We start from the raw sequence: 19350 nt of genomic DNA on the forward strand, positions 1-19350 counted from the left end.
TACCGTAAGAGCACCATGAGCGCATCGCAGACACCGCCTGCCACCGCCGTACCGGGCGACGACGTACCCACCCTCCTCGTCAAGATCTTCGGGAAGGACCGGCCCGGCATCACCGCCGGCCTCTTCGACACCCTCGCCGCCTACTCCGTCGACGTCGTCGACATCGAGCAGGTCGTGACCCGTGGCCGCATCGTGCTGTGCGCGCTGGTCACCACGCCCACGGGGAGCGCGTCGAACGGTGCCACCGAAGGCGACCTGCGCGCGACCGTGCACAGCTGGGCCGATTCGCTGCACCTCCAGGCCGAGATCATCTCCGGTACCGGGGACAACCGCCCGCGCGGCGTCGGACGTTCGCACGTCACCGTGCTGGGGCACCCGCTCACCGCCGAGTCCACCTCCGCCATCGCCGCCGCCATAACGGCCACCGGCGGCAACATCGACCGTATCTTCCGGCTCGCCAAGTACCCCGTCACCGCGGTGGAGTTCGCGGTCTCCGGCACCCCGACCGACACCCTGCGCACCGCGCTCGCCACCGAAGCCGCCGTGCTCGGCGTCGACATCGCCGTGAGCGCCTCCGGACTGCAGCGCCGGGCGCAGCGCCTGGTCGTCATGGACGTGGACTCCACACTGATCCAGGACGAGGTCATCGAGCTGTTCGCGGCGCACGCGGGCTGCGAGAAGGAGGTCGCCGAGGTGACCGCCGCCGCGATGCGCGGCGAGCTGGACTTCGAGCAGTCGCTGCACGCCCGCGTGGAGCTGCTGGCGGGCCTGGACGCCTCGGTCGTGGAGCGGGTGCGCAAGGAGGTACGGCTGACCCCGGGCGCGCGGACGCTGGTACGCACCCTCAAGCGCCTGGGATACCAGGTCGGTGTGGTCTCCGGCGGCTTCACGCAGGTCACCGACGCGCTCCAGGACGAGCTGGGGCTGGACTTCGCCTCGGCCAACACCCTGGAGATCGTGGACGGCAAGCTGACCGGCAAGGTCACCGGCGACATCGTGGACCGCGCGGGCAAGGCCCGGCTGCTGCGCTCCTTCGCCCAGCAGGCCGGGGTGCCGCTGGCGCAGACGGTCGCGATCGGTGACGGCGCCAACGACCTGGACATGCTGAACACGGCGGGTCTGGGTGTCGCGTTCAACGCCAAGCCGGTCGTACGGGAGGCCGCGCACACGGCCGTGAACGTGCCGTTCCTGGACACCGTGCTGTACCTGCTCGGGATCACCCGCGAAGAGGTCGAGGCCGCGGACACCATGGCGGACTGAGCGGCCCACGGCGTACGCCGAAGGGCCCCGGCACGGTGGGTGCCGGGGCCCTTCGGCGTACGTGGCCGGCAGCGGGTCAGCCCTGGGGCGTCCAGTAGGCGACCAGGCGGCCGACGCCGTGCTCGACGGACTTCCAGGAGCCGTTGAAGGCCACCACGGCCAGGGACGCGGTCGGGAAACCACCGCGGTTCATCCGCGCCAGCGACTCGCCGTCCGCCTCACCGGAGAGCGCGTCGGCGAGGGCGTGCATGCCGGGGTTGTGGCCGACCACCAGCAGGTCGTCCACCTCGTCCGGGACCTCGTTGACCAGCGCGATCAGCTCGCCCAGTGAGGCTTCGTACAGCCGGTCCTCGTAGACGGTCTTCGGGCGCTGGGGCAGTTCGTGTACGCAGAGCTTCCACGTCTCGCGGGTGCGCAGGGCCGTGGAGCAGAGGGTCAGATCGGGGTTGATGCCCGCTCCCGCGAGCCAGCGTCCGGCGGCGGGGGCGTCCCGGCGGCCGCGCTCGGCGAGCGGCCGCTCGTGGTCGCTCTCCTGCGACCACTCGGCCTTGGCATGTCGGAGAAGGACAATCCGGCGAGGAGAATCGACGCTCATGTGTCCCAGCTTCGCACGAAACGCGGCGCGGGGCGCGGGGTGTTGACAGCCTCATCCCACAAGGCAGGATGCGGTACCGGCGACTACACTCCGGCGCCGAGCAGGCGTGCGAGGAAGTGGACCAAGGACACCGTGGCGGGCGGTGCCCCGGCCGCGTCGGCCTCGGCGGCCGGGGTGATCACGAAGAGCAGCGTCACGAACGAGACCACCGGCAGGGCCAGGGCCCACCACGGCAGCCGCGCGGGCCGGGCACCGTTCTCGGCGTGCCGGGTGTGAGCGGCGGACATGGGATCGCCTCCGTGCGGTCGGTGGGGACGGCGCGGCCCCCCGTGCGGCCGCGCCCACCGCGGCGGCGCGGTGTCCTTCGAACCTACGGGTCCGGGACCGCGCCTCCCATCAGGTGCACCACCCACTTGCCCCTGACCCTGGCCCCCTAGGGGACGGTGGGGACAGCCCTACCCGCGCGTGCGCGGCGCCGGGTCACGGTGAGGCGATGCTGGCGATGATCCCGACGACGACGGTCACGGCGAGCATCGCGCCCAGGACGAGGAGCAGCTTCTTCTGGCCGCCCTGCGGATTCGGTTCGAGCACTGGCATGTCCCCAGTGTCGCAAACGGCTCCGGGCCGCCGGTCGGCAGTACCGGGCAAGGACGGCCGGAGCCGGCCGGCGGGCCCGGCGGCGGGCTTCCGGGCGCCGGGGCGGGCGGGCCCTCAGCCCTCGTCCTCGATCCGGCGGTTCCGGCCGGCCAGCACGCCCACCACGATCTGCGGCACCATGAGCCCCGCCATCAGCGCGATCGGCAGGCCCCAGCCGCCGCTGTGCTGGTACAGGGTGCCCACCAGGAGCGGCCCGGGGATCGAGATCAGGTAACCGATGCACTGGGCGAAGGCGGAGAGCTTGACGACGCCGGCGGCGCTGCCGGCGCGCATACCGATCATGGTGAGGGCGAGCGGGAAGGCGCAGTTCGAGATGCCGAGCAGCAGCGCCCAGCCCCAGGCCCCGGCGGCGGGCGCCAGCCACAGGCCCGCGTACCCGGCGAGCCCGCAGGCCCCGAGGAGCACGGCCAGCGGCCCCTGGTGGCGCATCCGGGCGGCCACCCGGGGCAGCAGGAAGGACAGCGGGATGCCCATGGCCATGGTGATCGCGAGCAGCACGCCCGCGGTTCCGGCGGGCACTCCGGCGTCGCGGAAGATCTGCGGCAGCCAGCCCATGGTGATGTACGCGGCGGTGGCCTGGAGGCCGAAGAAGACGGCGAGCGACCAGGCGGTGGGCGAGCGGCTGATCCGGATGGCGGGGGCGTCCTGCTGCGGCGCCCCGGCCGCCGGTGCCGCCTGGGGCGCGCGGTGCCGCAGCACGGCGAGCCAGGGGACGACGGCGAGGGCGCCGAGCACCGCCCAGACGGCGAGGCCGGCCTGCCAGCCGCCGCCGAGCGCGCCGGTGACCGGTACGGTCAGGGCCGCGGCGAGCGAGGTGCCCAGGGCCAGCGCCATGGAGTACAGCCCGGTCATCGAGCCGACCCGGTCGGGGAAGAAGGTCTTGATGACCACGGGCAGCAGGATGTTGCTGACCGCGATGCCGGCGAGCGCCAGGGCGCTGGCGGCGAGGAACCCGGCCGTGCCGCCCGCGAAGGGCCGTACGACGACGCCGGCCGTGATCGCGGCCATGCCGGCGCACACGATGGCGCCCGGCCCGAAGCGGCGGGCCAGCCGCGGCGCCGCGATGCCGAAGACGGCGAAGCACAGGGCCGGTACGGAGGTGAGCAGGCCCGCGACGGTGCCGCTCATGCCGAGTCCGTCCCGCACCTCCTCCATGAGGGCGCCCAGGCTGGTGATGGCCGGGCGGAGGTTGAGCGCGGCGAGGACGAGACCGGCGGTCAGGACCGCGCCGAGCCAGCGCGGTACGGGCGCGGGGGCACGGTCGTGCGGATCGCCGCCGGGTGTTCCGGTGGTGGTCTGCGGTGCCTCGGGGGCGGTGCCGAGGGTCGCGAGGTCGTCGTCTGCCATACGTACATCATAGAATCATGGGATGAATGGTTGTCCAGGTGATTCTCGCCTCCCGGTGACCGGCCGGGGAAGGCTTAGCATCAGCGATGCCACGTTCGAGCTCGTGTCTCCAGGAGCGCCCCCATGCCGCTGACCTCGCCCCGGCGTTCCGCCCTGGCCGACCAGGTGATCGCACAGCTGCGCGCCCAGATCACCTCGGGCGAGTGGCCGGTCGGAGCGCGCATCCCCACCGAGCCGGAGCTGGTCGAACAGCTCGGAGTGGCCCGCAACACCGTCCGCGAGGCGGTCCGGGCGCTGGCCCACAACGGCCTGCTGGACATCCGCCAGGGCTCCGGCACCTACGTCGTCGCCACCAGCGAGCTGGCGGGCGTGATGAACCGCAGGTTCGCCGACGCCGACCCCCGGCACGTCGCCGAGCTGCGCAGCGCGCTGGAGGCCGAGGCCGCCCGGCGGGCCGCCGAGCGGCGTACCGAGGCGGACCTCAAGCAGCTGGACGCCGCGCTGCACCGGCGGGAGCAGGCGTGGGCGTCGGGCGCGGCGGCGGCGTTCGTGGAGGCCGACGCCACTCTGCACATGGCGATCGTGGCCGCCTCGCACAACGACGTGCTGGCGGAGCTGTACGCGGACCTCGGCGGGGTGCTGCGCGAGTTCCTCCGCGCCGACGTGGGCGACGAGCTGCGCCCGGAGTCGCACCTGGACCACTCCCGGCTGGTGGACGCCATCCGGGAGGGCGACGGCGACCGCGCGGCGGCCGAGGCGAGCACCCATCCGTACGGCTGCCGGCCGGGGCGGCTGCGGAACGGCTGAGAGCCTGTGTCACCGCACGGCAGAGGGCCGGGGGCCGCCGTGTCGTACGGCGGCCCCCGGCCCTCACACGCAGGGGTCGGTCAGGCGCCCATCATGTGCACGCCGCCGTCGACGTGGACGATCTCGCCGGTGGTCTTCGGGAAGAAGTCCGACAGCAGGGCGACGACGCCGCGGCCCGCGGGCTCCGGGTCGGCCATGTCCCAGTTCAGCGGGGAACGGGTGTCCCACACCTTGGCGAGCTCGGAGAAGCCGGGGATGGACTTGGCGGCCATCGAGCCGATCGGGCCGGCGGAGACGAGGTTGCAGCGGACGTTCCGCGCGCCCAGGTCACGCGCCAGGTAGCGGCTGGTGGACTCCAGCGCGGCCTTGGCCGGGCCCATCCAGTCGTACTGCGGCCAGGCGAACTGCGCGTCGAAGGTCAGGCCGACGACCGCGCCGCCCTCCTCCGGCATCAGCGGCAGGCAGGCCATGGTCAGCGCCTTGAGCGAGAACGCCGAGACGTGCATGGCCGTGGAGACCGACTCGAAGGACGTGTTCAGGAAGTTGCCGCCGAGCGCGTCCTGCGGGGCGAAGCCGATGGAGTGGACGACGCCGTCCAGGCCGCCGAGCTCCTCGCGGACCTTGGCCTCCAGGCCGTCCAGGTGCTCCTGGTTGGTCACGTCCAGCTCGATGACCTTGGCAGGCTTCGGCAGCTTCTTGGCGATGCGCTCGGTGAGCGTGGGCCGCGGGAACGCGGTGAGGATGACCTCGGCGCCCTGCTCCTGGGCGACCTTCGCCGTGTGGAAGGCGATGGAGGACTCCATCAGTACGCCCGTGACCAGAATGCGCTTGCCGGCGAGGATTCCGCTCATATCGATCAGTGACCCATGCCCAATCCGCCGTCGACGGGAATGACGGCTCCAGTGATGTACGCGGCCTCGTCGGAGGCCAGGAAGCGGACCGAGGCGGCGATCTCCTCGGGCTGCGCGTAACGCGCGAGCGGGACCTGCTTCACGATGTTCTCGCGCTGCTCGTCGGTGAGCGCGCGGGTCATGTCGGTGTCGACGAAGCCGGGGGCCACCACGTTGCAGGTGATGTTGCGCGAGCCCAGCTCGCGGGCGATCGAGCGGGCGAAGCCGACGAGGCCCGCCTTGGAGGCCGCGTAGTTCGCCTGGCCCGCCGAGCCCAGCAGGCCCACCACGGACGAGATCAGCACGATGCGGCCCTTGCGCGCCCGCAGCATGCCGCGGTTGGCGCGCTTGACCACGCGGAACGTACCGGTGAGGTTGGTCTCCAGGACCGAGGCGAAGTCGTCCTCCGACATCCGCATCAGCAGCTGGTCACGGGTGACGCCGGCGTTGGCCACCAGCACCTCGACCGCGCCGTGCTTCTCCTCGATCTCCTTGTACGCCTGCTCGACCTGCTCCGTGTCGGTGATGTCGCACTTCACGGCCAAGAACCCCGCCGGGGGTTCGCCGGAGCGGTAGGTGATGGCGACCTTGTCGCCTGCCTCGGCGAAGGCTCGGGCGATGGCGAGGCCGATGCCGCGATTGCCTCCGGTGACCAGAACCGAGCGGCTCAAGAGATCACCCTTTCCGTGTCCTGTCCGACGTGTGTTCCCTACGAAACTAGCGGTCAGCGGGCCCATACGGAGAATCGACCTCGCACAGGGGCACATCCCGGTCACTGTGGGGTCCCTACAGAACCGACCGCGGCGCGCCCGCGCGGAACACCCCGGCCGACCGGCCGGACGTCCTGCGCGTAAGGGGCTCGGCACGGCATGATGCGTGACGCCGACCACGGGAGGGATGCCGTGCCTGCTACACCTCGTTCCGTTGACGAGAGCTTTCTCGCCCTGCCCCTGCGCGCGCTGGCCGACGCCGCGCTCGCGCGGGCCCGGGCGCTCGGGGCCGACCACGCGGACTTCCGGATGGAACGGATCCGGTACGCGTCCTGGCGGCTGCGGGACGCGAAGACGGCCGGTTCCTCCGACACCACCGACCTGGGATACGCGGTACGAGTGGTGCACGGCGGGGCCTGGGGCTTCGCTTCCGGGGTCGATCTGACCATGGACGCGGCGGCCCGGGTGGCCGCGCAGGCGGTCGCGATGGCCAAGCTGTCGGCGAAGGTGATCGACGCGGCCGGGTCCCAGGAGAAGGTCGAGCTCGCCGACGAGCCCGCGTACCCGGACCGGACATGGGTCTCCTCGTACGGGACCGACCCCTTCGACGTGCCGGACACGGAGAAGAGCGGGCTGCTGGCGGAGTGGAGCGGGCGGCTGCTGGCCGCACCGGGCGTGACGCACGCGGACGCCTCGCTGCTCACGGTCCGGGAGAACAAGTTCTACGCCGACACCGCGGGCACCACCACCACGCAGCAGCGGGTCCGGCTGCATCCGGAGCTGACGGCCGTCGCGGTGGACGACCGCACCGGCGAGTTCGACTCGATGCGCACCATCGCGCCGCCGGCCGGCCGAGGCTGGGAGTACCTGACCGACGGCCGGTACGACTGGGACGCGGAGCTGGCGGAGATGCCGGAGCTGCTCGCGGAGAAGATGCGCGCGCCGAGCGTCCGGGCCGGGCGGTACGACCTGGTGGTGGACCCCTCCAACCTGTGGCTGACGATCCACGAGTCGATCGGGCACGCCACCGAGCTGGACCGGGCGCTGGGGTACGAAGCAGCGTACGCGGGCACCTCGTTCGCCACCTTCGACCAGCTGGGCACCTTGAAGTACGGCTCGGAGCTGATGCACGTCACGGGCGACCGGACCGCCGAGCACGGGCTGGCGACGATCGGGTACGACGACGAGGGCGTCCAGGCGCAGTCCTGGGACCTGGTCAGGGACGGCGTCCTGGTCGGCTACCAGCTGGACCGCAGGATCGCGAAGCTGACCGGTTTCGAGCGGTCCAACGGGTGCGCGTACGCGGACTCGCCGGGCCATGTGCCGGTACAGCGGATGGCCAACGTCTCGCTGCGGCCGGCGCCGGACGGGCCGTCCACCGAGGAGCTGATCTCGGGCGTCGAGCACGGCATCTACGTGGTCGGCGACCGCTCGTGGTCCATCGACCAGCAGCGGTACAACTTCCAGTTCACCGGGCAGCGGTTCTTCCGGATCGAGCACGGGCGGCTGGCGGGGCAGCTGCGCGACGTGGCGTACCAGGCCACCACCACCGACTTCTGGGGCTCGATGGCCGCGGTGGGCGGCCCGCAGACGTACGTGCTGGGCGGCGCCTTCAACTGCGGCAAGGCCCAGCCGGGCCAGGTCGCCTCCGTCTCGCACGGCTGCCCCGCCGCCCTCTTCACGGCTGTCAACGTCCTCAACACAACGCAGGAGGCCGGTCGATGAGCACACGTACGCCGCGGACGAACGCGCCGCACGAGATCGTCGAGCGGGCGCTGGCGCTCTCCCGGGCCGACGGCTGCGTGGTGATCGCGGACGAGACCACCACCGCCAACCTGCGCTGGGCGGGCAACGCGCTGACCACCAACGGCGTCACCCGCGGCCGCCGGCTCACCGTGATCGCCACCGTGAACGGCAAGGAGGGCACCGCCTCCGGCGTCGTCTCGCGTGCCGCGGTCACCGCCGAGGACCTGGAGGCGCTGGTGCGGGCCGCGGAGGCGGCCGCCAGGGCCGCGGGGCCCGCCGAGGACGCACAGCCGCTCGTCACCGGTGGCGCCCCCTCCCCCGGCTTCACCGAGCCGCCCGCCGAGACCTCCCCGGACGTCTTCGCGGACTTCGCGCCCGCGCTCGGCGAGTCCTTCCGGCGGGCCAGGGACGGCGGCCGCGAGCTGTACGGGTTCGCCAGCCATGCGGTGGTCTCCTCGTACCTGGGCTCCTCGGCCGGGCTGCGGCTGCGGCACGACCAGCCCACCGGGACGCTGGAGCTGAACGCCAAGTCGCCCGACCGCACCCGCTCGGCCTGGGCGGGCCGGGCCACCCGGGACTTCCGGGACGTCGACCCGCTGGCCATGGACGCCGACCTGGCGCGGCGGCTGGCCTGGGCGGAGCGGCGTACGGAGCTGCCGGCGGGGCGGTACGAGACGCTGCTGCCGCCCACCGCCGTCGCCGACCTGCTCGTGTACCAGACGTGGTCGTCCGGGGCCCGGGACGCGGCCGAGGGCCGTACGGTCTTCTCGGCGCCCGGTGGCGGTACCCGGACCGGCGAGAAGCTCTCCGGGCTCCCTCTGACGCTGCGCAGCGACCCGGGGGCCGCGGGTCTGGAGTGCGCGCCCTTCGTGCTGGCGCACAGCTCCGGGGACGACGCCTCGGTCTTCGACAACGGGCTGCCGCTGGAGCCCACCGACTGGATCCGGGACGGCGTGCTGAACCAGCTGGTCACCACCCGGCACAGCGCGGAGCTGACCGGCCTGCCGGTGGCCCCGGCCGTCGACAACCTGCTGCTGGAGGCGGGCGGCAGCAAGTCCCTGGACGAGCTGGTGGCCGGCACCGAGCGGGGGCTGCTGCTGACCTGCCTGTGGTACATCCGCGAGGTGGACCCGGCGACGCTGCTGCTCACGGGGCTGACCCGGGACGGTGTGTACCTCGTGGAGGGCGGCGAGGTGGTCGGCGAGGTGAACAACTTCCGGTTCAACGAGTCGCCGGTGGACCTGCTGGCGCGGGCGAGCGAGGCGGGCCGTACGGAGCGCACCCTGCCGCGCGAGTGGAGCGACTACTTCACGCGCGCCGCGATGCCCGCGCTGCGGATCCCGGACTTCAACATGAGCTCGGTGAGCCCGGGGGTGTGACGGCGGAGTCCGTACCGGGAGGGGCCTGTCGTGCCCGTCCCGGGACCCGCCCGTGTGCCCGTCCCCGGGCGGCGGGCACTTGTCGTACCGCGTGGCCGGCCTGTGGATACTCGGTCGGCCACGCTTCGCACGGCTAATAGAATCGGTTCCGTCCTCCCGTTTGGGATCAACGACCGATCAGGAACGCCATGACACGCCTCGGCGAATCCGTCGCCCGCGCCAGCTCGCTGCTCTCCGCAGACCTCTCCGCCGACGCCACCGTCGCGGAGCTGCTGAAGGAGACCGGCTCGCGGCGCTATCTCGACCTGACGGACCTGCCGGCCAAGGAGCAGGCCGAGCTGATCGCCTCCCGTACGGTCGAGGTGCTGCCGGGCGTGGACCAGCTCGCCGAGCGCATCGAGGAGCGCAGGGCGGCCGGCAAGGGTCTGCACATCAAGCTGGGCATCGACCCGACGGCGACCGACGTGCACCTGGGGCACGCGGTCCCGCTGATCATCCTCAGCCGCTTCCAGCGGCTCGGCCACGACGTCACGCTGATCATCGGCGACTTCACGGCCAAGATCGGCGACCCCTCGGGCCGCACGGCCGAGCGCCCGCCGCTGACCGACGAGGACATCGCGCACAACCTGGCGAGCTACCGCGAGCAGGTCCGGCCGTTCTTCGACTTCGAGAAGGTCAGCTTCCGGCAGAACAGCGAGTGGCTGGCGCCGTACACCTTCCCGGAGCTGCTGAGCCTGCTCTCCAAGGTGCCGGCCTCCCAGCTGCTCCAGCGCGAGGACTTCCGTACCCGCCTGGCCGCGGGCTCGGGCCTGACCATGACGGAGATGCTGTACCCGATCGCGCAGGGCCTGGACTCCGTGGCGCTGGAGTGCGACGTGGAGCTCGGCGGCGCCGACCAGCTGCTGAACCTCCAGATGGGCCGCAAGCTCATGGAGCTCAAGGGGCAGCAGCCGCAGCTGGTCGTCACCATGCCGCTGATCGAGGGCACCGACGGCACGGGCGCGAAGATGTCCAAGTCCAAGGGCAACTACGTCGGCCTCAACGCCCCCGCCGACGACGTCTTCGGCAAGATCATGTCGGTCCCGGACCGGCTGATGGAGCCGTACCTCAAGGCGTGGACCGAGTGGACGGACGAGGAGATCGCCCAGGCGCTCACCCGCATCGAGGCGAAGACCCTGCACCCGATGGACCTGAAGAAGATCCTCGCGGGTGAGGTCGTGACCGCGCTGTACGGCATCGAGGCGGCCATGACGGCCCGCGCCGGGTTCGTCGCGCAGTTCTCCAAGAAGTCCTTCGCCGACGTCGGCACGCTGCCGTCGGTGGACCTCGCCGAGCACGGCGCGGAGACGGTGGCCACGGTGCTGACCAAGGTGCTGGAGTTCACGCAGAGCGCCTCGGCGGCCCGCCGGCTGGCCAAGCAGAACGCCCTCCGGCTGGTCATCGAGGCCGAGTCGGGCCAGGAGACCGTGGTGCTGGCCGAGGCCGACGCCATCCGCCCGCTGTCCGAGGTGCTGGCGGAGAAGCTGGCCGCCACGCCCGGCACGCCCTACCTCAAGGCGGGCCGCAAGCTGGCCCAGCTGCAGGGCGACGCCTGAGACATCGCCGTTCCGGTGGGCCTGCCGGCAGGCCCACCGGAACGGCGTGCGACGGCGGTGTCAGACCCGCTGTTGCCGGTGTGTCCTCCCGCGCACCATGGCCCACAGCCGGCTGCCCACGCCGACGACGATCACCGCGCCGATCAGCTGCAGCAGATGCCGGGTCCAGTCGATGCCCTTGGTGTCCTCGACTCCGATTCCGGTGGCCGCCCAGTTGCCCAGCACGCTGCCGAGCATGCCGAAGATCACCGTCAGCCAGAGCGGAATCGCCTGCTTCCCGGGGATGAGCGCCCTCGCGATCACACCCAGGACCAGACCCAGGATGATGGCCCACAACCAATTCATGTCGCCTCCTAGAGGGGCGCGGTGTACAAGGCCGTGCATCGTTCAGTTTCGTACCGCCACCCGTACGGCGCACGTCGGAGCCGCCTGTACGTATGACACCGGTATGTACCTGGCCGGGCGTAAGGTGCCCCGGTCTCGAAGCCTGCGCAGGCCCGGCGTAACGTGGAACAGGTCCGGCATCGGGGTGTGCCCGGTATGACAACAGGTGGTGGAACGTGATGCGGAAGCAGAGCAGTGCCCAGACCTTCCGGATCACGGGAGCCCGCCAGGGGCTGACCGAGGACGTCCGTGGGCGGCAGCGACGCTATGTGATCTCGATGTCCGTACGGACGGTGGCGGTGGTCCTCACCGCCGTGCTCTGGAACGTCGAGCGCCACGTCGCCATTATCACCCTGATCGCGGGTCTGGTACTGCCCTACATCGCGGTCGTCATCGCCAACGCGGGCCGGGAGAACGTCACTTCGCTCCCGTCGAGCTTCATCGCGGCCCCGTCGCGGCCGATGCTGACCGCTCGATCGGGTGATACTCCGGCGGAACCGTCGCCGGAAGCAGGGCGGACGGACTCCGCCGAACACCGCGGTGAGCACGGCTGATCTCCCGACAGTACGCAAAGCTCAAGAAAAGCTCAGATCAATCATGTGGTTCCGGTGCACCTGGCACGGTCCCCCGTGACATACTTCGTACGCGCTCCGCATCCCCCGTCGGAGCGACGGACCGACGCCGGGCGGCTCCCCCCGTGGCTGCCCGGCGTCGCCATGTCCGGATCCGGAAGCACCGGGTCCGGAAGCGCCGGGTCCGGCGCGACGTAGGGTTGAGGCTGTGAACTCCCCTGACAACACAGTGATCTGCTCCGCCAAGGGCTGCCGTGCGGCCGCGGTGTGGGTGCTGGCCTGGAACAATCCGAAGCTGCACACGCCCGACCGCCGCAAGACCTGGCTCGCGTGCGAGGAACACCGCGAGCATCTCTCCCAATTCCTCGGTGTCCGCGGCTTCCTGAAGGACGTGGTGAAACTGGAGGAGTGGGAGGCCTCGGCCCAGGAGGACTGAGCCCGCCCCGCCCGGCGACGGACCGGCCGGGGCCGGCCCCCGCCCGGCGGTCAGCCGCCGATCGCCGACATCGGCCGCTCCGGCTGCAGGAAGCTCGGGTCGTCCAGGCCCGAGCCCGCCTTCTTGCCCCACATCGCGCCCTGCCATATCCGCGCGATCTCCGCGTCCGGCGCGTCCGAGCGCAGCGCCGCCCGCAGGTCGGTCTCCTCCGTGGCGAACAGGCAGGTGCGCACCTGGCCGTCGGCGGTCAGCCGGGTGCGGTCGCAGGCGCGGCAGAACGGGCGGGTGACCGAGGCGATGACGCCGACCCGGTGCGGGCCGCCGTCGACGAGCCAGCGCTCGGCGGGCGCGGAGCCGCGCTCGTCCTGGCCCTCGGGGGTCAGCTCGAAGCGGGTGCGCAGCGACGCGAGGATGTCGCCCGCGGTGATCATGCCCTCGCGCTTCCAGCCGTGCTGGGCGTCGAGCGGCATCTGCTCGATGAAGCGGAGCTCGTACTCGTTCTCCACCGCCCAGGCGAGGAGGTCGGGTGCCTCGTCGTCGTTGAGCCCCGGCATCAGGACGGAGTTGACCTTGACCGGGGTGAGGCCGGCTGCGCGGGCTGCCGCCAGCCCGCGCAGCACGTCGGCGTGGCGCTTGCGGCGGGTCAGGGTCTGGAAGACGTCCGGGCGCAGGGTGTCCAGGGAGACGTTGACCCGGTCCAGGCCCGCGTCGCGCAGCGCGGTGGCGGTGCGCTCCAGGCCGATGCCGTTGGTCGTCAGCGACATCTTGGGGCGCTTCTCCAGCGAGGCGACGCGCTCGACGATGCCGACGAGGCCGGGGCGGAGCAGTGGCTCGCCGCCGGTGAACCTGACCTCTTCGATGCCGAGGTCCGTGACGGCGATGCGGATGAGGCGGACGATCTCGTCGTCCGTGAGCAGGTCGGGCTTGGCGAGCCACTGCAGGCCCTCTTCGGGCATGCAGTACGTGCACCGCAGGTTGCACCGGTCGGTCAGCGAAACCCGCAGGTCGGTGGCTACTCGCCCGTATGTGTCGATGAGCACGAGGCCCCCTCCCCCGGTGGCGGATCAGTACGTTGTCGAGCCTACGCGATGGGTGTGACAACGAGCACGGATCCGATGTCACGATGCGGGACCGGCCGCGTCGTAGGGATCTACGACGCGGCCGGCGCTCCGTGCGGGCGGTACGGGGTCAGTGCGCTCCGGTGCCGGTCAGGGACCGGACCTCCAGTTCGGCGTACTTCTTCACGTCCGGCTCCTCCTTGGAGAGCAGGGAGCCGAGCCAGCCGAGCAGGAAGCCCAGCGGGATGGAGATCAGGCCCGGGTTCTCCAGCGGGAAGACGGCGAAGTCGGCGCCGGGAAACATCGAGGTCTCCTTGCCGGAGACGACCGGCGAGAAGAGCACCAGGAGGACCGAGGAGATCAGTCCGCCGTAGATGGACCACAGGGCCCCGCTCGTGGTGAACCGCTTCCAGAAGAGGCTGTAGAGGATCGTGGGCAGGTTGGCGGAGGCGGCGACCGCGAAGGCCAGGGCGACCAGGCCCGCGACGTTCAGGCCGCGGGCGAAGACGCCCAGGACGATCGCGACGGCGCCGATGCCGACCGTGGCCCAGCGGGCTGCCCGGACCTCTTCCTTCTCCGACGCCTTGCCCTTCTTGATCACGTTGACGTACAGGTCGTGCGCGAAGGACGAGGAGGAGGCCAGGGTGAGTCCGGCGACCACCGCGAGGATGGTGGCGAAGGCGACCGCCGAGATGACGGCGAGCAGGATCGCGCCGCCGGTGGAGTCCGCGCCGCCGCCGATCTCCTGGGCGAGCAGGGTGGCCGCCGTGTTGCCCGCCGGGTTGGACTCGGTGATCGTCTTGGGCCCGACCAGGGCCGCGGCGCCGAAGCCGAGCGCGATGGTCATCAGGTAGAAGACGCCGATGATGCCGATGGCCCAGTTCACGGACTTACGGGCGGCCTTGGCCGTGGGCACGGTGTAGAAGCGGATGAGGATGTGCGGCAGGCCCGCGGTGCCCAGGACCAGCGCGATGCCCAGCGAGATGAAGTCGATCTTCGAGGTGGCGGTGGCGCCGTACTTCAGGCCCGGCTCCAGGAACGCCGCGCCCTTGCCGCTCTCCTCGGCGGCCCTGCCGAGCAGCTCGGAGATGTTGAAGTTGAACTTCAGCATGACCAGGAACGTGATGAGCAGGGTGCCCGCGATCAGCAGGACGGCCTTGACCATCTGCACCCAGGTGGTGCCCTTCATGCCGCCGATGGAGACGTACAGGATCATCACGATGCCGACGAGGACGACGACGAGCATCTTGCCGGCCTCGCTGGTGATCCCGAGCAGCAGCGTGACCAGGGCGCCGGCGCCCGCCATCTGGGCCAGCAGGTAGAAGATCGAGACGACGATGGTGGAGACGCCCGCCGCGGTGCGCACGGGGCGCTGCCGCATCCGGTAGGCGAGCACGTCGCCCATGGTGAAGCGGCCGGAGTTGCGCAGCGGCTCGGCGACCAGCAGCAGCGCGACCAGCCAGGCGACGAGGAAGCCGATGGAGTACAGGAAGCCGTCGTAGCCGAAGAGGGCGATGGCGCCCGCGATGCCGAGGAAGGACGCGGCGGACATGTAGTCGCCGGAGATCGCCAGGCCGTTCTGGAAGCCGGAGAACTGCCGGCCGCCGGCGTAGAAGTCCTCGGCGCCCTTGGTCTGCCGCCCGGCCCACACGGTGATGGCCAGGGTGGCGGCGACGAACAGCGCGAAGATCGTGATGATCAGCGCGCGGTGCTGGCCCGCGCCCTCGGCGGCCAGCGCCGGGGTCCCGGCGGCGAGCTGGTACGTGAGGCTCATGCGTCACCCTCCCCGCGCGCGGTGCCGTTCTCCAGTCGGGCCCTGATCGCCTCGGCCTTGGGGTCGAGCTTCGCGGCGGCGTGCCGGGAGTACCACCAGGCGATGAGGAAGGTCGTCACGAACTGGGCGATGCCGAAGACGAACGCGACGTTGACGTTGCCGACGACCTTGGTGCCCATGAAGCCGCCCGCGTAGTTGCTGAGCAGCACGTACAGCAGGTACCAGAGGACGAAGGCGACGGTCAGCGGGAAGGCGAACGAACGGTAGGAGCGGCGCAGTTCGGTGAACTCCGCGCCGGACTGCACTTCGGTGAAGGGCGGCGCCTCGTGCGGCGCGTCGTGCGGCGCCTCGTGGTCCTTGCGCGGCCCGGGTTCGGCGGGCGGCTGGGCGGCGGTGCTCACGCGGTCTCCTGTTTCTGGCGGATTCTGTCCGAAGACATAAAGTTCAGATCAGTGATGCGGATCACGCATGCTAAGGGTGCGCGACCGCCTTACGACAGGGGCAGGGCCCGAAATCCCCAGGAAATCGGGGGGTACGGCCGCCACCGGCGGCGTGCCGGATCGTTGTCCGGGTGTGACGCCTCCGCCGCCCCGGCAGCCGCCAGGACCGGGCCGACTGCCGTACGGCGCCGTGCGGTTGCCCTCCCCGGTCGCCGCCGCTCCATCTGTGCCACCCCGCCCTGCCTGGGCCGATGCCCGGCGCTGGGACGGCCGGCGGATCACGCTGCCGCTGCTGAGCATCGGCGCGCTGCGCCGCCGCCGATGCGGGTGACGGAGCCCGCACCTGCGGCAGTTGACGGGTTTTCCCCCGCCGGCGGGCGGGTTTTCTTTGCCGACCGTTGAACTGTCCGGGTGATCACGGATAGCTTCACTCGTCACGAACCGGCTCGCGCGCGACCTGCCCGCGAGCGGTCAGAGATGATGTGGAGTACCCATGGCACATCTGAGATCCAGACGGGTGCGCGCGCTCGCCGTACCGGTCGGACTGGCCCTCGTGGCCTCCCTCGGCTTCCTCCCGCAAGCGGCCACCGCCGCCCCTCAGGAGACGCCCCGGGCCACGGCAGCGGCCGACGGTCCGCTGCTCTCGTACGTCGTCAACGCCACGCCCGGCAAGGCCTCGGTGGCCCGGGTCGGCAAGGCGATACGCGCGGCCGGCGGCAAGGTGGTGATCGCCCACGAGAAGATAGGCGTGATAGTCGTCCACTCGGCGAACCCGCAGTTCGCCGAGGCGATACGCACGGTGCGCGACGTCCAGTCGGCCGGCGCCACCCGCACCGCCCCCTGAAGGCCTCCGGCACCACCGACATCGGGAAGCCGCAGAAGGCCGATCTGAGCAAGGCCGCGAAGCTGGCCGGCGCCAGGGCCCAGGCGGCCGGCGAGGAGCCCCTGGAGTCCCTCCAGTGGGATCTGCCCGCCATCAAGGCCGACCAGGCGGCGAAGGTGAACCCGGGCAGCCGGAAGGTCACCGTCGCGGTCATCGACACCGGCGTGGACGACACCCACCCGGACCTGAAGCCCAACTTCTCCGCCGGGCAGTCCGCCAACTGCGTGGGCGGCGTGGCCGACACCACCCGCGGCTCCTGGCGCCCGTACGACCCCGCCGAGGACTACCACGGCACGCACGTCGCGGGCACGATAGCCGCCGCGCGCAACGGCGCGGGCATGGCCGGCGTCGCCCCGAACGTGAAGATCTCCGCCATCAAGGTCAGCGAGCCGAAGACGAGCCTGTTCTACGCCGAGAGCGTGGTCTGTGCCTTCATGTTCGCGGCCGACCACGGCGTCGAGGTCACCAACAACAGCTACTACGTCGACCCGTGGATGTTCAACTGCAAGGACGACGCCGACCAGGGCGCCATCGTCGACGCGGTGGGCCGGGCGGCCAAGTACGCCGAGCGCAAGGGCGCGATCAACGTCGCCGCTGCCGGCAACTCCAACCTCGACCTGGCGGCGAAGGAGCTCACCGACAAGTCGAGCCCGAACGACACCACTCCGGTGGAGCGGAAGATCGACCCGTCGAAGTGCTGGGACGTGCCCACCCAGCTCCCGGGCACCGTCACGGTCGCCGCGACCGGCGTGAAGAAGCTCAAGTCGTACTACTCCAACTACGGCAACGGCGTGATCGACGTGGCCGCGCCGGGCGGCGACAGCCGGCAGGTCCCGGAGCTCCCGGCGAAGAACGGCAACATCCTCTCCACCATGCCGGGCGGCGACTGGGCCTACCTGGCGGGCACGTCGATGGCCTCGCCCCATGTGGCGGGCGTCGCGGCGCTGGTGAAGAGCGCGCACCCGAAGAGCAGCCCGCAGGAGATCCAGTGGCTGCTGAAGAAGGACGCCGACAACCCGGGCTGCCCCCAGGGTGACGCGACGTGCACCGGTACTCAGCACGTCAACGGCCACTACGGGTACGGGATCGTGGACGCGCTGGACGCCGTCGAACAGCGCTGACCTGATCGGCGCCGGGGCCCGTGGCAGCCGGGTCCCGGCGGCCGGGCGGTCCGCCCGTCCCTGGGGCGGGCGGACCGCAGCGGCCTACTGTGCGGCGGCAGCCGGGCGCACCGTCCGCAGCACCCCGTCGGCCAGCAGCCACTGGGCCGCGAGGTAGCCGAGCATGATGCAGAACTGCGGGGCCGGCGGCTGCGGCCAGTGCGCGATCCCGCTCGCGATCAGGGTGTCGGAACCCAGGAAGAGCAGGCCGCCGAGGAGGGCCCGCGGTCCGGCCCGCAGCGCCCCGTACGCCATCGCGGTGAGCAGCAGGCTGTACCCGGCGACCGGGCCGCGCAGATCGGCCGTCAGGTCCGGCCACAGCAGGGCCACGGTGCCGAGCCAGGCCACGGCGTACCCGGCGGCCACCGCGGCCTGCGGCCACCTGCGGCCCCATTCCGGTGCGGCGCCCCGCCGTACGAACAGCACCAGGTAGCAGACGTGCCCGGCCGCGAAGGACGCCATCCCCACCAGGAAGGCGGTGTCGCCGCCCGCCTGGAGGAGCGTGTCGCCGCCGCACCCGAAGAGCAGCGCGGCGGCGAGCAGTACGGGGCCGCCGCGGGCGAGCACGTATGCGGCGAGGACCGGCATCAGGGCCGGCTTGGTCACCACCTCCACCGTGCCGGCCCCGGCGAGCAGGGCGCCGAGGTGGACCGCTGCGAGCACTCCGAAGGCGGCGAGGAGAGCACGTGCGGCCGTCCCACGGGTCATGCGGCGGACGTCTCGGCGCCGGGGCCCGGCACCCGGGGCGCGGCGTCGTCGCCGTTCCCTGCGGGCTGCCACCCCGGCCCCCGGAAGACGCGTCCGGCGCGCTCCCGCCAGCTGCGCGCTGCCCGTACGTCCCGGGCGATGGCCGCGTACTCGTGCGTGGCGACGCGCAGCGGGTTGAAGGTGTCGATGTTCTTCGTGAGCCCGAAGACGGGCCGTTCCGTCTCCGCGACGAACGAGCCGAACAGCCGGTCCCAGACGATGAGGATGCCCCCGAAGTTGCGGTCCAGGTAGCCGCCCTGGGAGGCGTGGTGGACGCGGTGGTGCGAGGGCGTGTTGAACACGTACTCGAACGGGCGCGGCAGCTTGCCGACCCGCTCGGTGTGCACCCAGAACTGGTACACGAGGTTCGCCGAGGAGCAGAAGGCGACCGCCGCCGGGTGCACGCCGAGCGCGATCATCGGTACGTAGAACGGCCAGACCGTCCAGCTGGTCCAGGGCTGGCGGAGCGCGGTGGTGAGGTTGAACTTCCGGCTGGAGTGGTGCACCACGTGGCAGGCCCACAGGATGCGGATGACGTGGTGGCCGCGGTGCGACCAGTAGTAGAAGAAGTCCTGCGCGAGCAGCATCAGGGGCAGCGTCCACCACAGCACGGGTATGCGCAGCGGCGTCAGCTCGTAGACGGCGGCGTAGATCGCCACGATCGGGATCTTCCACAGCGCGTCGAAGACCAGGCTGCCGAGCCCCATGCCGATGCTGGTGGCGGCGTCCTTGGTCTCGTATCCGGCGGCTTCTTCGTCCGGATGCAGCCGGTAGCTCACCATCTCCAGGACGGTGAGCAGGACGAAGGCCGGTATGGACCACAACACGACATCGGGCAGGTGCGGCATGTGGGGCACCTTAAAGCGGCGTACGACGACTCGGCTAGAGGTTGTTACCAATGAGTATCAGC

General features: G+C 71.5%; 19 protein-coding genes and 1 pseudogene. 8 read left to right on the forward strand and 12 right to left on the reverse strand.

Annotation, left to right across the window (positions count from 1 at the left end; genetic code table 11):
- Positions 1 to 15: 15 nt before the first annotated feature.
- A complete protein-coding gene (serB, locus tag AAC944_RS09560; RefSeq protein ID WP_030618939.1) occupies positions 16 to 1260 on the forward strand; it encodes a phosphoserine phosphatase SerB in 1245 nt (414 codons plus the stop codon).
- A 76-nt stretch (positions 1261 to 1336) separates the two neighbouring features.
- Here serB and AAC944_RS09565 read toward each other — a convergent pair whose 3' ends face one another.
- The 4 genes from AAC944_RS09565 to AAC944_RS09580 all read right to left on the reverse strand — a co-directional run bounded on the left by AAC944_RS09565 (position 1337) and on the right by AAC944_RS09580 (position 3859).
- Positions 1337 to 1855: a SixA phosphatase family protein gene (locus AAC944_RS09565; protein WP_030618943.1), complete on the reverse strand. Its 519-nt coding sequence runs from the start codon at positions 1853 to 1855 to the stop codon at positions 1337 to 1339.
- Between the two features lie 83 nt (positions 1856 to 1938).
- Entirely contained in the window at positions 1939 to 2142 is a 204-nt protein-coding gene (locus tag AAC944_RS09570) for a hypothetical protein (RefSeq protein WP_030618947.1), read from the reverse strand.
- 193 nt (positions 2143 to 2335) lie between these two features.
- Positions 2336 to 2452, reverse strand: coding sequence for an SGM_5486 family transporter-associated protein (locus AAC944_RS09575; RefSeq protein ID WP_281179396.1), 117 nt, complete (start codon positions 2450 to 2452; stop codon positions 2336 to 2338).
- Positions 2453 to 2566: 114 nt separating this feature from the next.
- On the reverse strand, positions 2567 to 3859 hold the full coding sequence (locus AAC944_RS09580; RefSeq protein WP_030618950.1) for a CynX/NimT family MFS transporter: 1293 nt from the start codon (positions 3857 to 3859) through the stop codon (positions 2567 to 2569).
- Positions 3860 to 3982: 123 nt separating this feature from the next.
- Here AAC944_RS09580 and AAC944_RS09585 point away from each other — a divergent pair, with 123 nt between their 5' ends.
- Positions 3983 to 4666: a FadR/GntR family transcriptional regulator gene (locus tag AAC944_RS09585; protein ID WP_030618952.1), complete on the forward strand. Its 684-nt coding sequence runs from the start codon at positions 3983 to 3985 to the stop codon at positions 4664 to 4666.
- Positions 4667 to 4746: 80 nt separating this feature from the next.
- On the opposite strand, the gene fabI is transcribed toward AAC944_RS09585, so the two are convergent.
- Together fabI and fabG are read right to left on the reverse strand one after the other, a co-directional pair.
- Positions 4747 to 5517, reverse strand: coding sequence for an enoyl-ACP reductase FabI (gene fabI, locus AAC944_RS09590; RefSeq protein WP_030618955.1), 771 nt, complete (start codon positions 5515 to 5517; stop codon positions 4747 to 4749).
- A 5-nt stretch (positions 5518 to 5522) separates the two neighbouring features.
- Positions 5523 to 6227: a 3-oxoacyl-[acyl-carrier-protein] reductase gene (gene fabG, locus AAC944_RS09595; protein WP_030618957.1), complete on the reverse strand. Its 705-nt coding sequence runs from the start codon at positions 6225 to 6227 to the stop codon at positions 5523 to 5525.
- Between the two features lie 201 nt (positions 6228 to 6428).
- Here fabG and AAC944_RS09600 point away from each other — a divergent pair, with 201 nt between their 5' ends.
- The 3 genes from AAC944_RS09600 (at position 6429) to tyrS (ending at position 10986) form a co-directional block, all read left to right on the forward strand.
- Positions 6429 to 7991, forward strand: coding sequence for a TldD/PmbA family protein (locus tag AAC944_RS09600; protein WP_051872060.1), 1563 nt, complete (start codon positions 6429 to 6431; stop codon positions 7989 to 7991).
- Positions 7988 to 9391 (forward strand): metallopeptidase TldD-related protein, encoded by a 1404-nt coding sequence (locus tag AAC944_RS09605; RefSeq protein ID WP_030618965.1) that lies wholly within the window; start codon positions 7988 to 7990, stop codon positions 9389 to 9391. The genes AAC944_RS09600 and AAC944_RS09605 overlap by 4 nt, the downstream gene beginning before the upstream one ends.
- 188 nt (positions 9392 to 9579) lie before the next feature.
- On the forward strand, positions 9580 to 10986 hold the full coding sequence (gene tyrS / locus AAC944_RS09610) for a tyrosine--tRNA ligase (RefSeq protein WP_030618967.1): 1407 nt from the start codon (positions 9580 to 9582) through the stop codon (positions 10984 to 10986).
- Between the two features lie 60 nt (positions 10987 to 11046).
- Here tyrS and AAC944_RS09615 read toward each other — a convergent pair whose 3' ends face one another.
- Positions 11047 to 11331 (reverse strand): GlsB/YeaQ/YmgE family stress response membrane protein, encoded by a 285-nt coding sequence (locus AAC944_RS09615; protein ID WP_030618968.1) that lies wholly within the window; start codon positions 11329 to 11331, stop codon positions 11047 to 11049.
- 218 nt (positions 11332 to 11549) lie between these two features.
- Between AAC944_RS09615 and AAC944_RS09620 the strand changes: the two genes are divergently transcribed.
- Both AAC944_RS09620 and AAC944_RS09625 read left to right on the forward strand, forming a co-directional pair.
- Complete coding sequence (locus tag AAC944_RS09620; RefSeq protein WP_030618971.1) at positions 11550 to 11924, forward strand: DUF3099 domain-containing protein; 375 nt, start codon at positions 11550 to 11552, stop codon at positions 11922 to 11924.
- Positions 11925 to 12150: 226 nt separating this feature from the next.
- Positions 12151 to 12378: a hypothetical protein gene (locus tag AAC944_RS09625; protein WP_030618973.1), complete on the forward strand. Its 228-nt coding sequence runs from the start codon at positions 12151 to 12153 to the stop codon at positions 12376 to 12378.
- Positions 12379 to 12428: 50 nt separating this feature from the next.
- Here the strand turns inward: AAC944_RS09625 and moaA are convergent, their stop codons facing one another.
- From moaA to AAC944_RS09640, 3 genes are all read right to left on the reverse strand, one after another.
- Positions 12429 to 13418 carry a GTP 3',8-cyclase MoaA gene (moaA, locus tag AAC944_RS09630; protein WP_030618975.1) on the reverse strand — a complete coding sequence of 330 codons (990 nt, stop codon included), beginning with the start codon at positions 13416 to 13418 and terminating at the stop codon, positions 12429 to 12431.
- Between the two features lie 148 nt (positions 13419 to 13566).
- The gene (locus tag AAC944_RS09635) at positions 13567 to 15210 is read right to left on the reverse strand and encodes a solute symporter family protein (protein ID WP_030618978.1); all 1644 of its coding nucleotides are present in this window, start codon (positions 15208 to 15210) and stop codon (positions 13567 to 13569) included.
- Positions 15207 to 15611 (reverse strand): DUF485 domain-containing protein, encoded by a 405-nt coding sequence (locus tag AAC944_RS09640; protein ID WP_030618981.1) that lies wholly within the window; start codon positions 15609 to 15611, stop codon positions 15207 to 15209. Before AAC944_RS09640 ends, AAC944_RS09635 begins: the two co-directional genes overlap by 4 nt.
- 532 nt (positions 15612 to 16143) lie before the next feature.
- On the opposite strand from AAC944_RS09640, the pseudogene AAC944_RS09645 reads away from it, so the two are divergent.
- Positions 16144 to 17654, forward strand: a pseudogene (locus AAC944_RS09645) (S8 family serine peptidase).
- Between the two features lie 84 nt (positions 17655 to 17738).
- Here AAC944_RS09645 and AAC944_RS09650 read toward each other — a convergent pair.
- Entirely contained in the window at positions 17739 to 18401 is a 663-nt protein-coding gene (locus tag AAC944_RS09650) for a lysoplasmalogenase (protein ID WP_030618987.1), read from the reverse strand.
- Complete coding sequence (locus AAC944_RS09655; RefSeq protein ID WP_051872049.1) at positions 18398 to 19288, reverse strand: sterol desaturase family protein; 891 nt, start codon at positions 19286 to 19288, stop codon at positions 18398 to 18400. Before AAC944_RS09655 ends, AAC944_RS09650 begins: the two co-directional genes overlap by 4 nt.
- Between the last annotated feature and the right edge of the window lie 62 nt (positions 19289 to 19350).

This window comes from Streptomyces sclerotialus, from assembly GCF_040907265.1.
GTDB lineage: Bacteria > Actinomycetota > Actinomycetes > Streptomycetales > Streptomycetaceae > Streptomyces > Streptomyces sclerotialus.

What these genes read in the sequence shown, in the direction of transcription:
- AAC944_RS09615 (WP_030618968.1), bottom strand. Translation starts at nt 11,331, where the DNA reads ATGAATTGGTTGTGGGCCATCATCCTGGGTCTGGTCCTGGGTGTGATC.
- AAC944_RS09600 (WP_051872060.1), top strand. Translation starts at nt 6,429, where the DNA reads ATGCGTGACGCCGACCACGGGAGGGATGCCGTGCCTGCTACACCTCGT.
- AAC944_RS09570 (WP_030618947.1), bottom strand. Translation starts at nt 2,142, where the DNA reads ATGTCCGCCGCTCACACCCGGCACGCCGAGAACGGTGCCCGGCCCGCG.
- tyrS (WP_030618967.1), top strand. Translation starts at nt 9,580, where the DNA reads ATGACACGCCTCGGCGAATCCGTCGCCCGCGCCAGCTCGCTGCTCTCC.
- AAC944_RS09635 (WP_030618978.1), bottom strand. Translation starts at nt 15,210, where the DNA reads ATGAGCCTCACGTACCAGCTCGCCGCCGGGACCCCGGCGCTGGCCGCC.
- AAC944_RS09580 (WP_030618950.1), bottom strand. Translation starts at nt 3,859, where the DNA reads ATGGCAGACGACGACCTCGCGACCCTCGGCACCGCCCCCGAGGCACCG.
- AAC944_RS09655 (WP_051872049.1), bottom strand. Translation starts at nt 19,288, where the DNA reads ATGCCGCACCTGCCCGATGTCGTGTTGTGGTCCATACCGGCCTTCGTC.
- AAC944_RS09565 (WP_030618943.1), bottom strand. Translation starts at nt 1,855, where the DNA reads ATGAGCGTCGATTCTCCTCGCCGGATTGTCCTTCTCCGACATGCCAAG.
- serB (WP_030618939.1), top strand. Translation starts at nt 16, where the DNA reads ATGAGCGCATCGCAGACACCGCCTGCCACCGCCGTACCGGGCGACGAC.
- AAC944_RS09605 (WP_030618965.1), top strand. Translation starts at nt 7,988, where the DNA reads ATGAGCACACGTACGCCGCGGACGAACGCGCCGCACGAGATCGTCGAG.
- AAC944_RS09620 (WP_030618971.1), top strand. Translation starts at nt 11,550, where the DNA reads ATGCGGAAGCAGAGCAGTGCCCAGACCTTCCGGATCACGGGAGCCCGC.
- AAC944_RS09585 (WP_030618952.1), top strand. Translation starts at nt 3,983, where the DNA reads ATGCCGCTGACCTCGCCCCGGCGTTCCGCCCTGGCCGACCAGGTGATC.
- fabI (WP_030618955.1), bottom strand. Translation starts at nt 5,517, where the DNA reads ATGAGCGGAATCCTCGCCGGCAAGCGCATTCTGGTCACGGGCGTACTG.
- AAC944_RS09575 (WP_281179396.1), bottom strand. Translation starts at nt 2,452, where the DNA reads ATGCCAGTGCTCGAACCGAATCCGCAGGGCGGCCAGAAGAAGCTGCTC.
- AAC944_RS09650 (WP_030618987.1), bottom strand. Translation starts at nt 18,401, where the DNA reads ATGACCCGTGGGACGGCCGCACGTGCTCTCCTCGCCGCCTTCGGAGTG.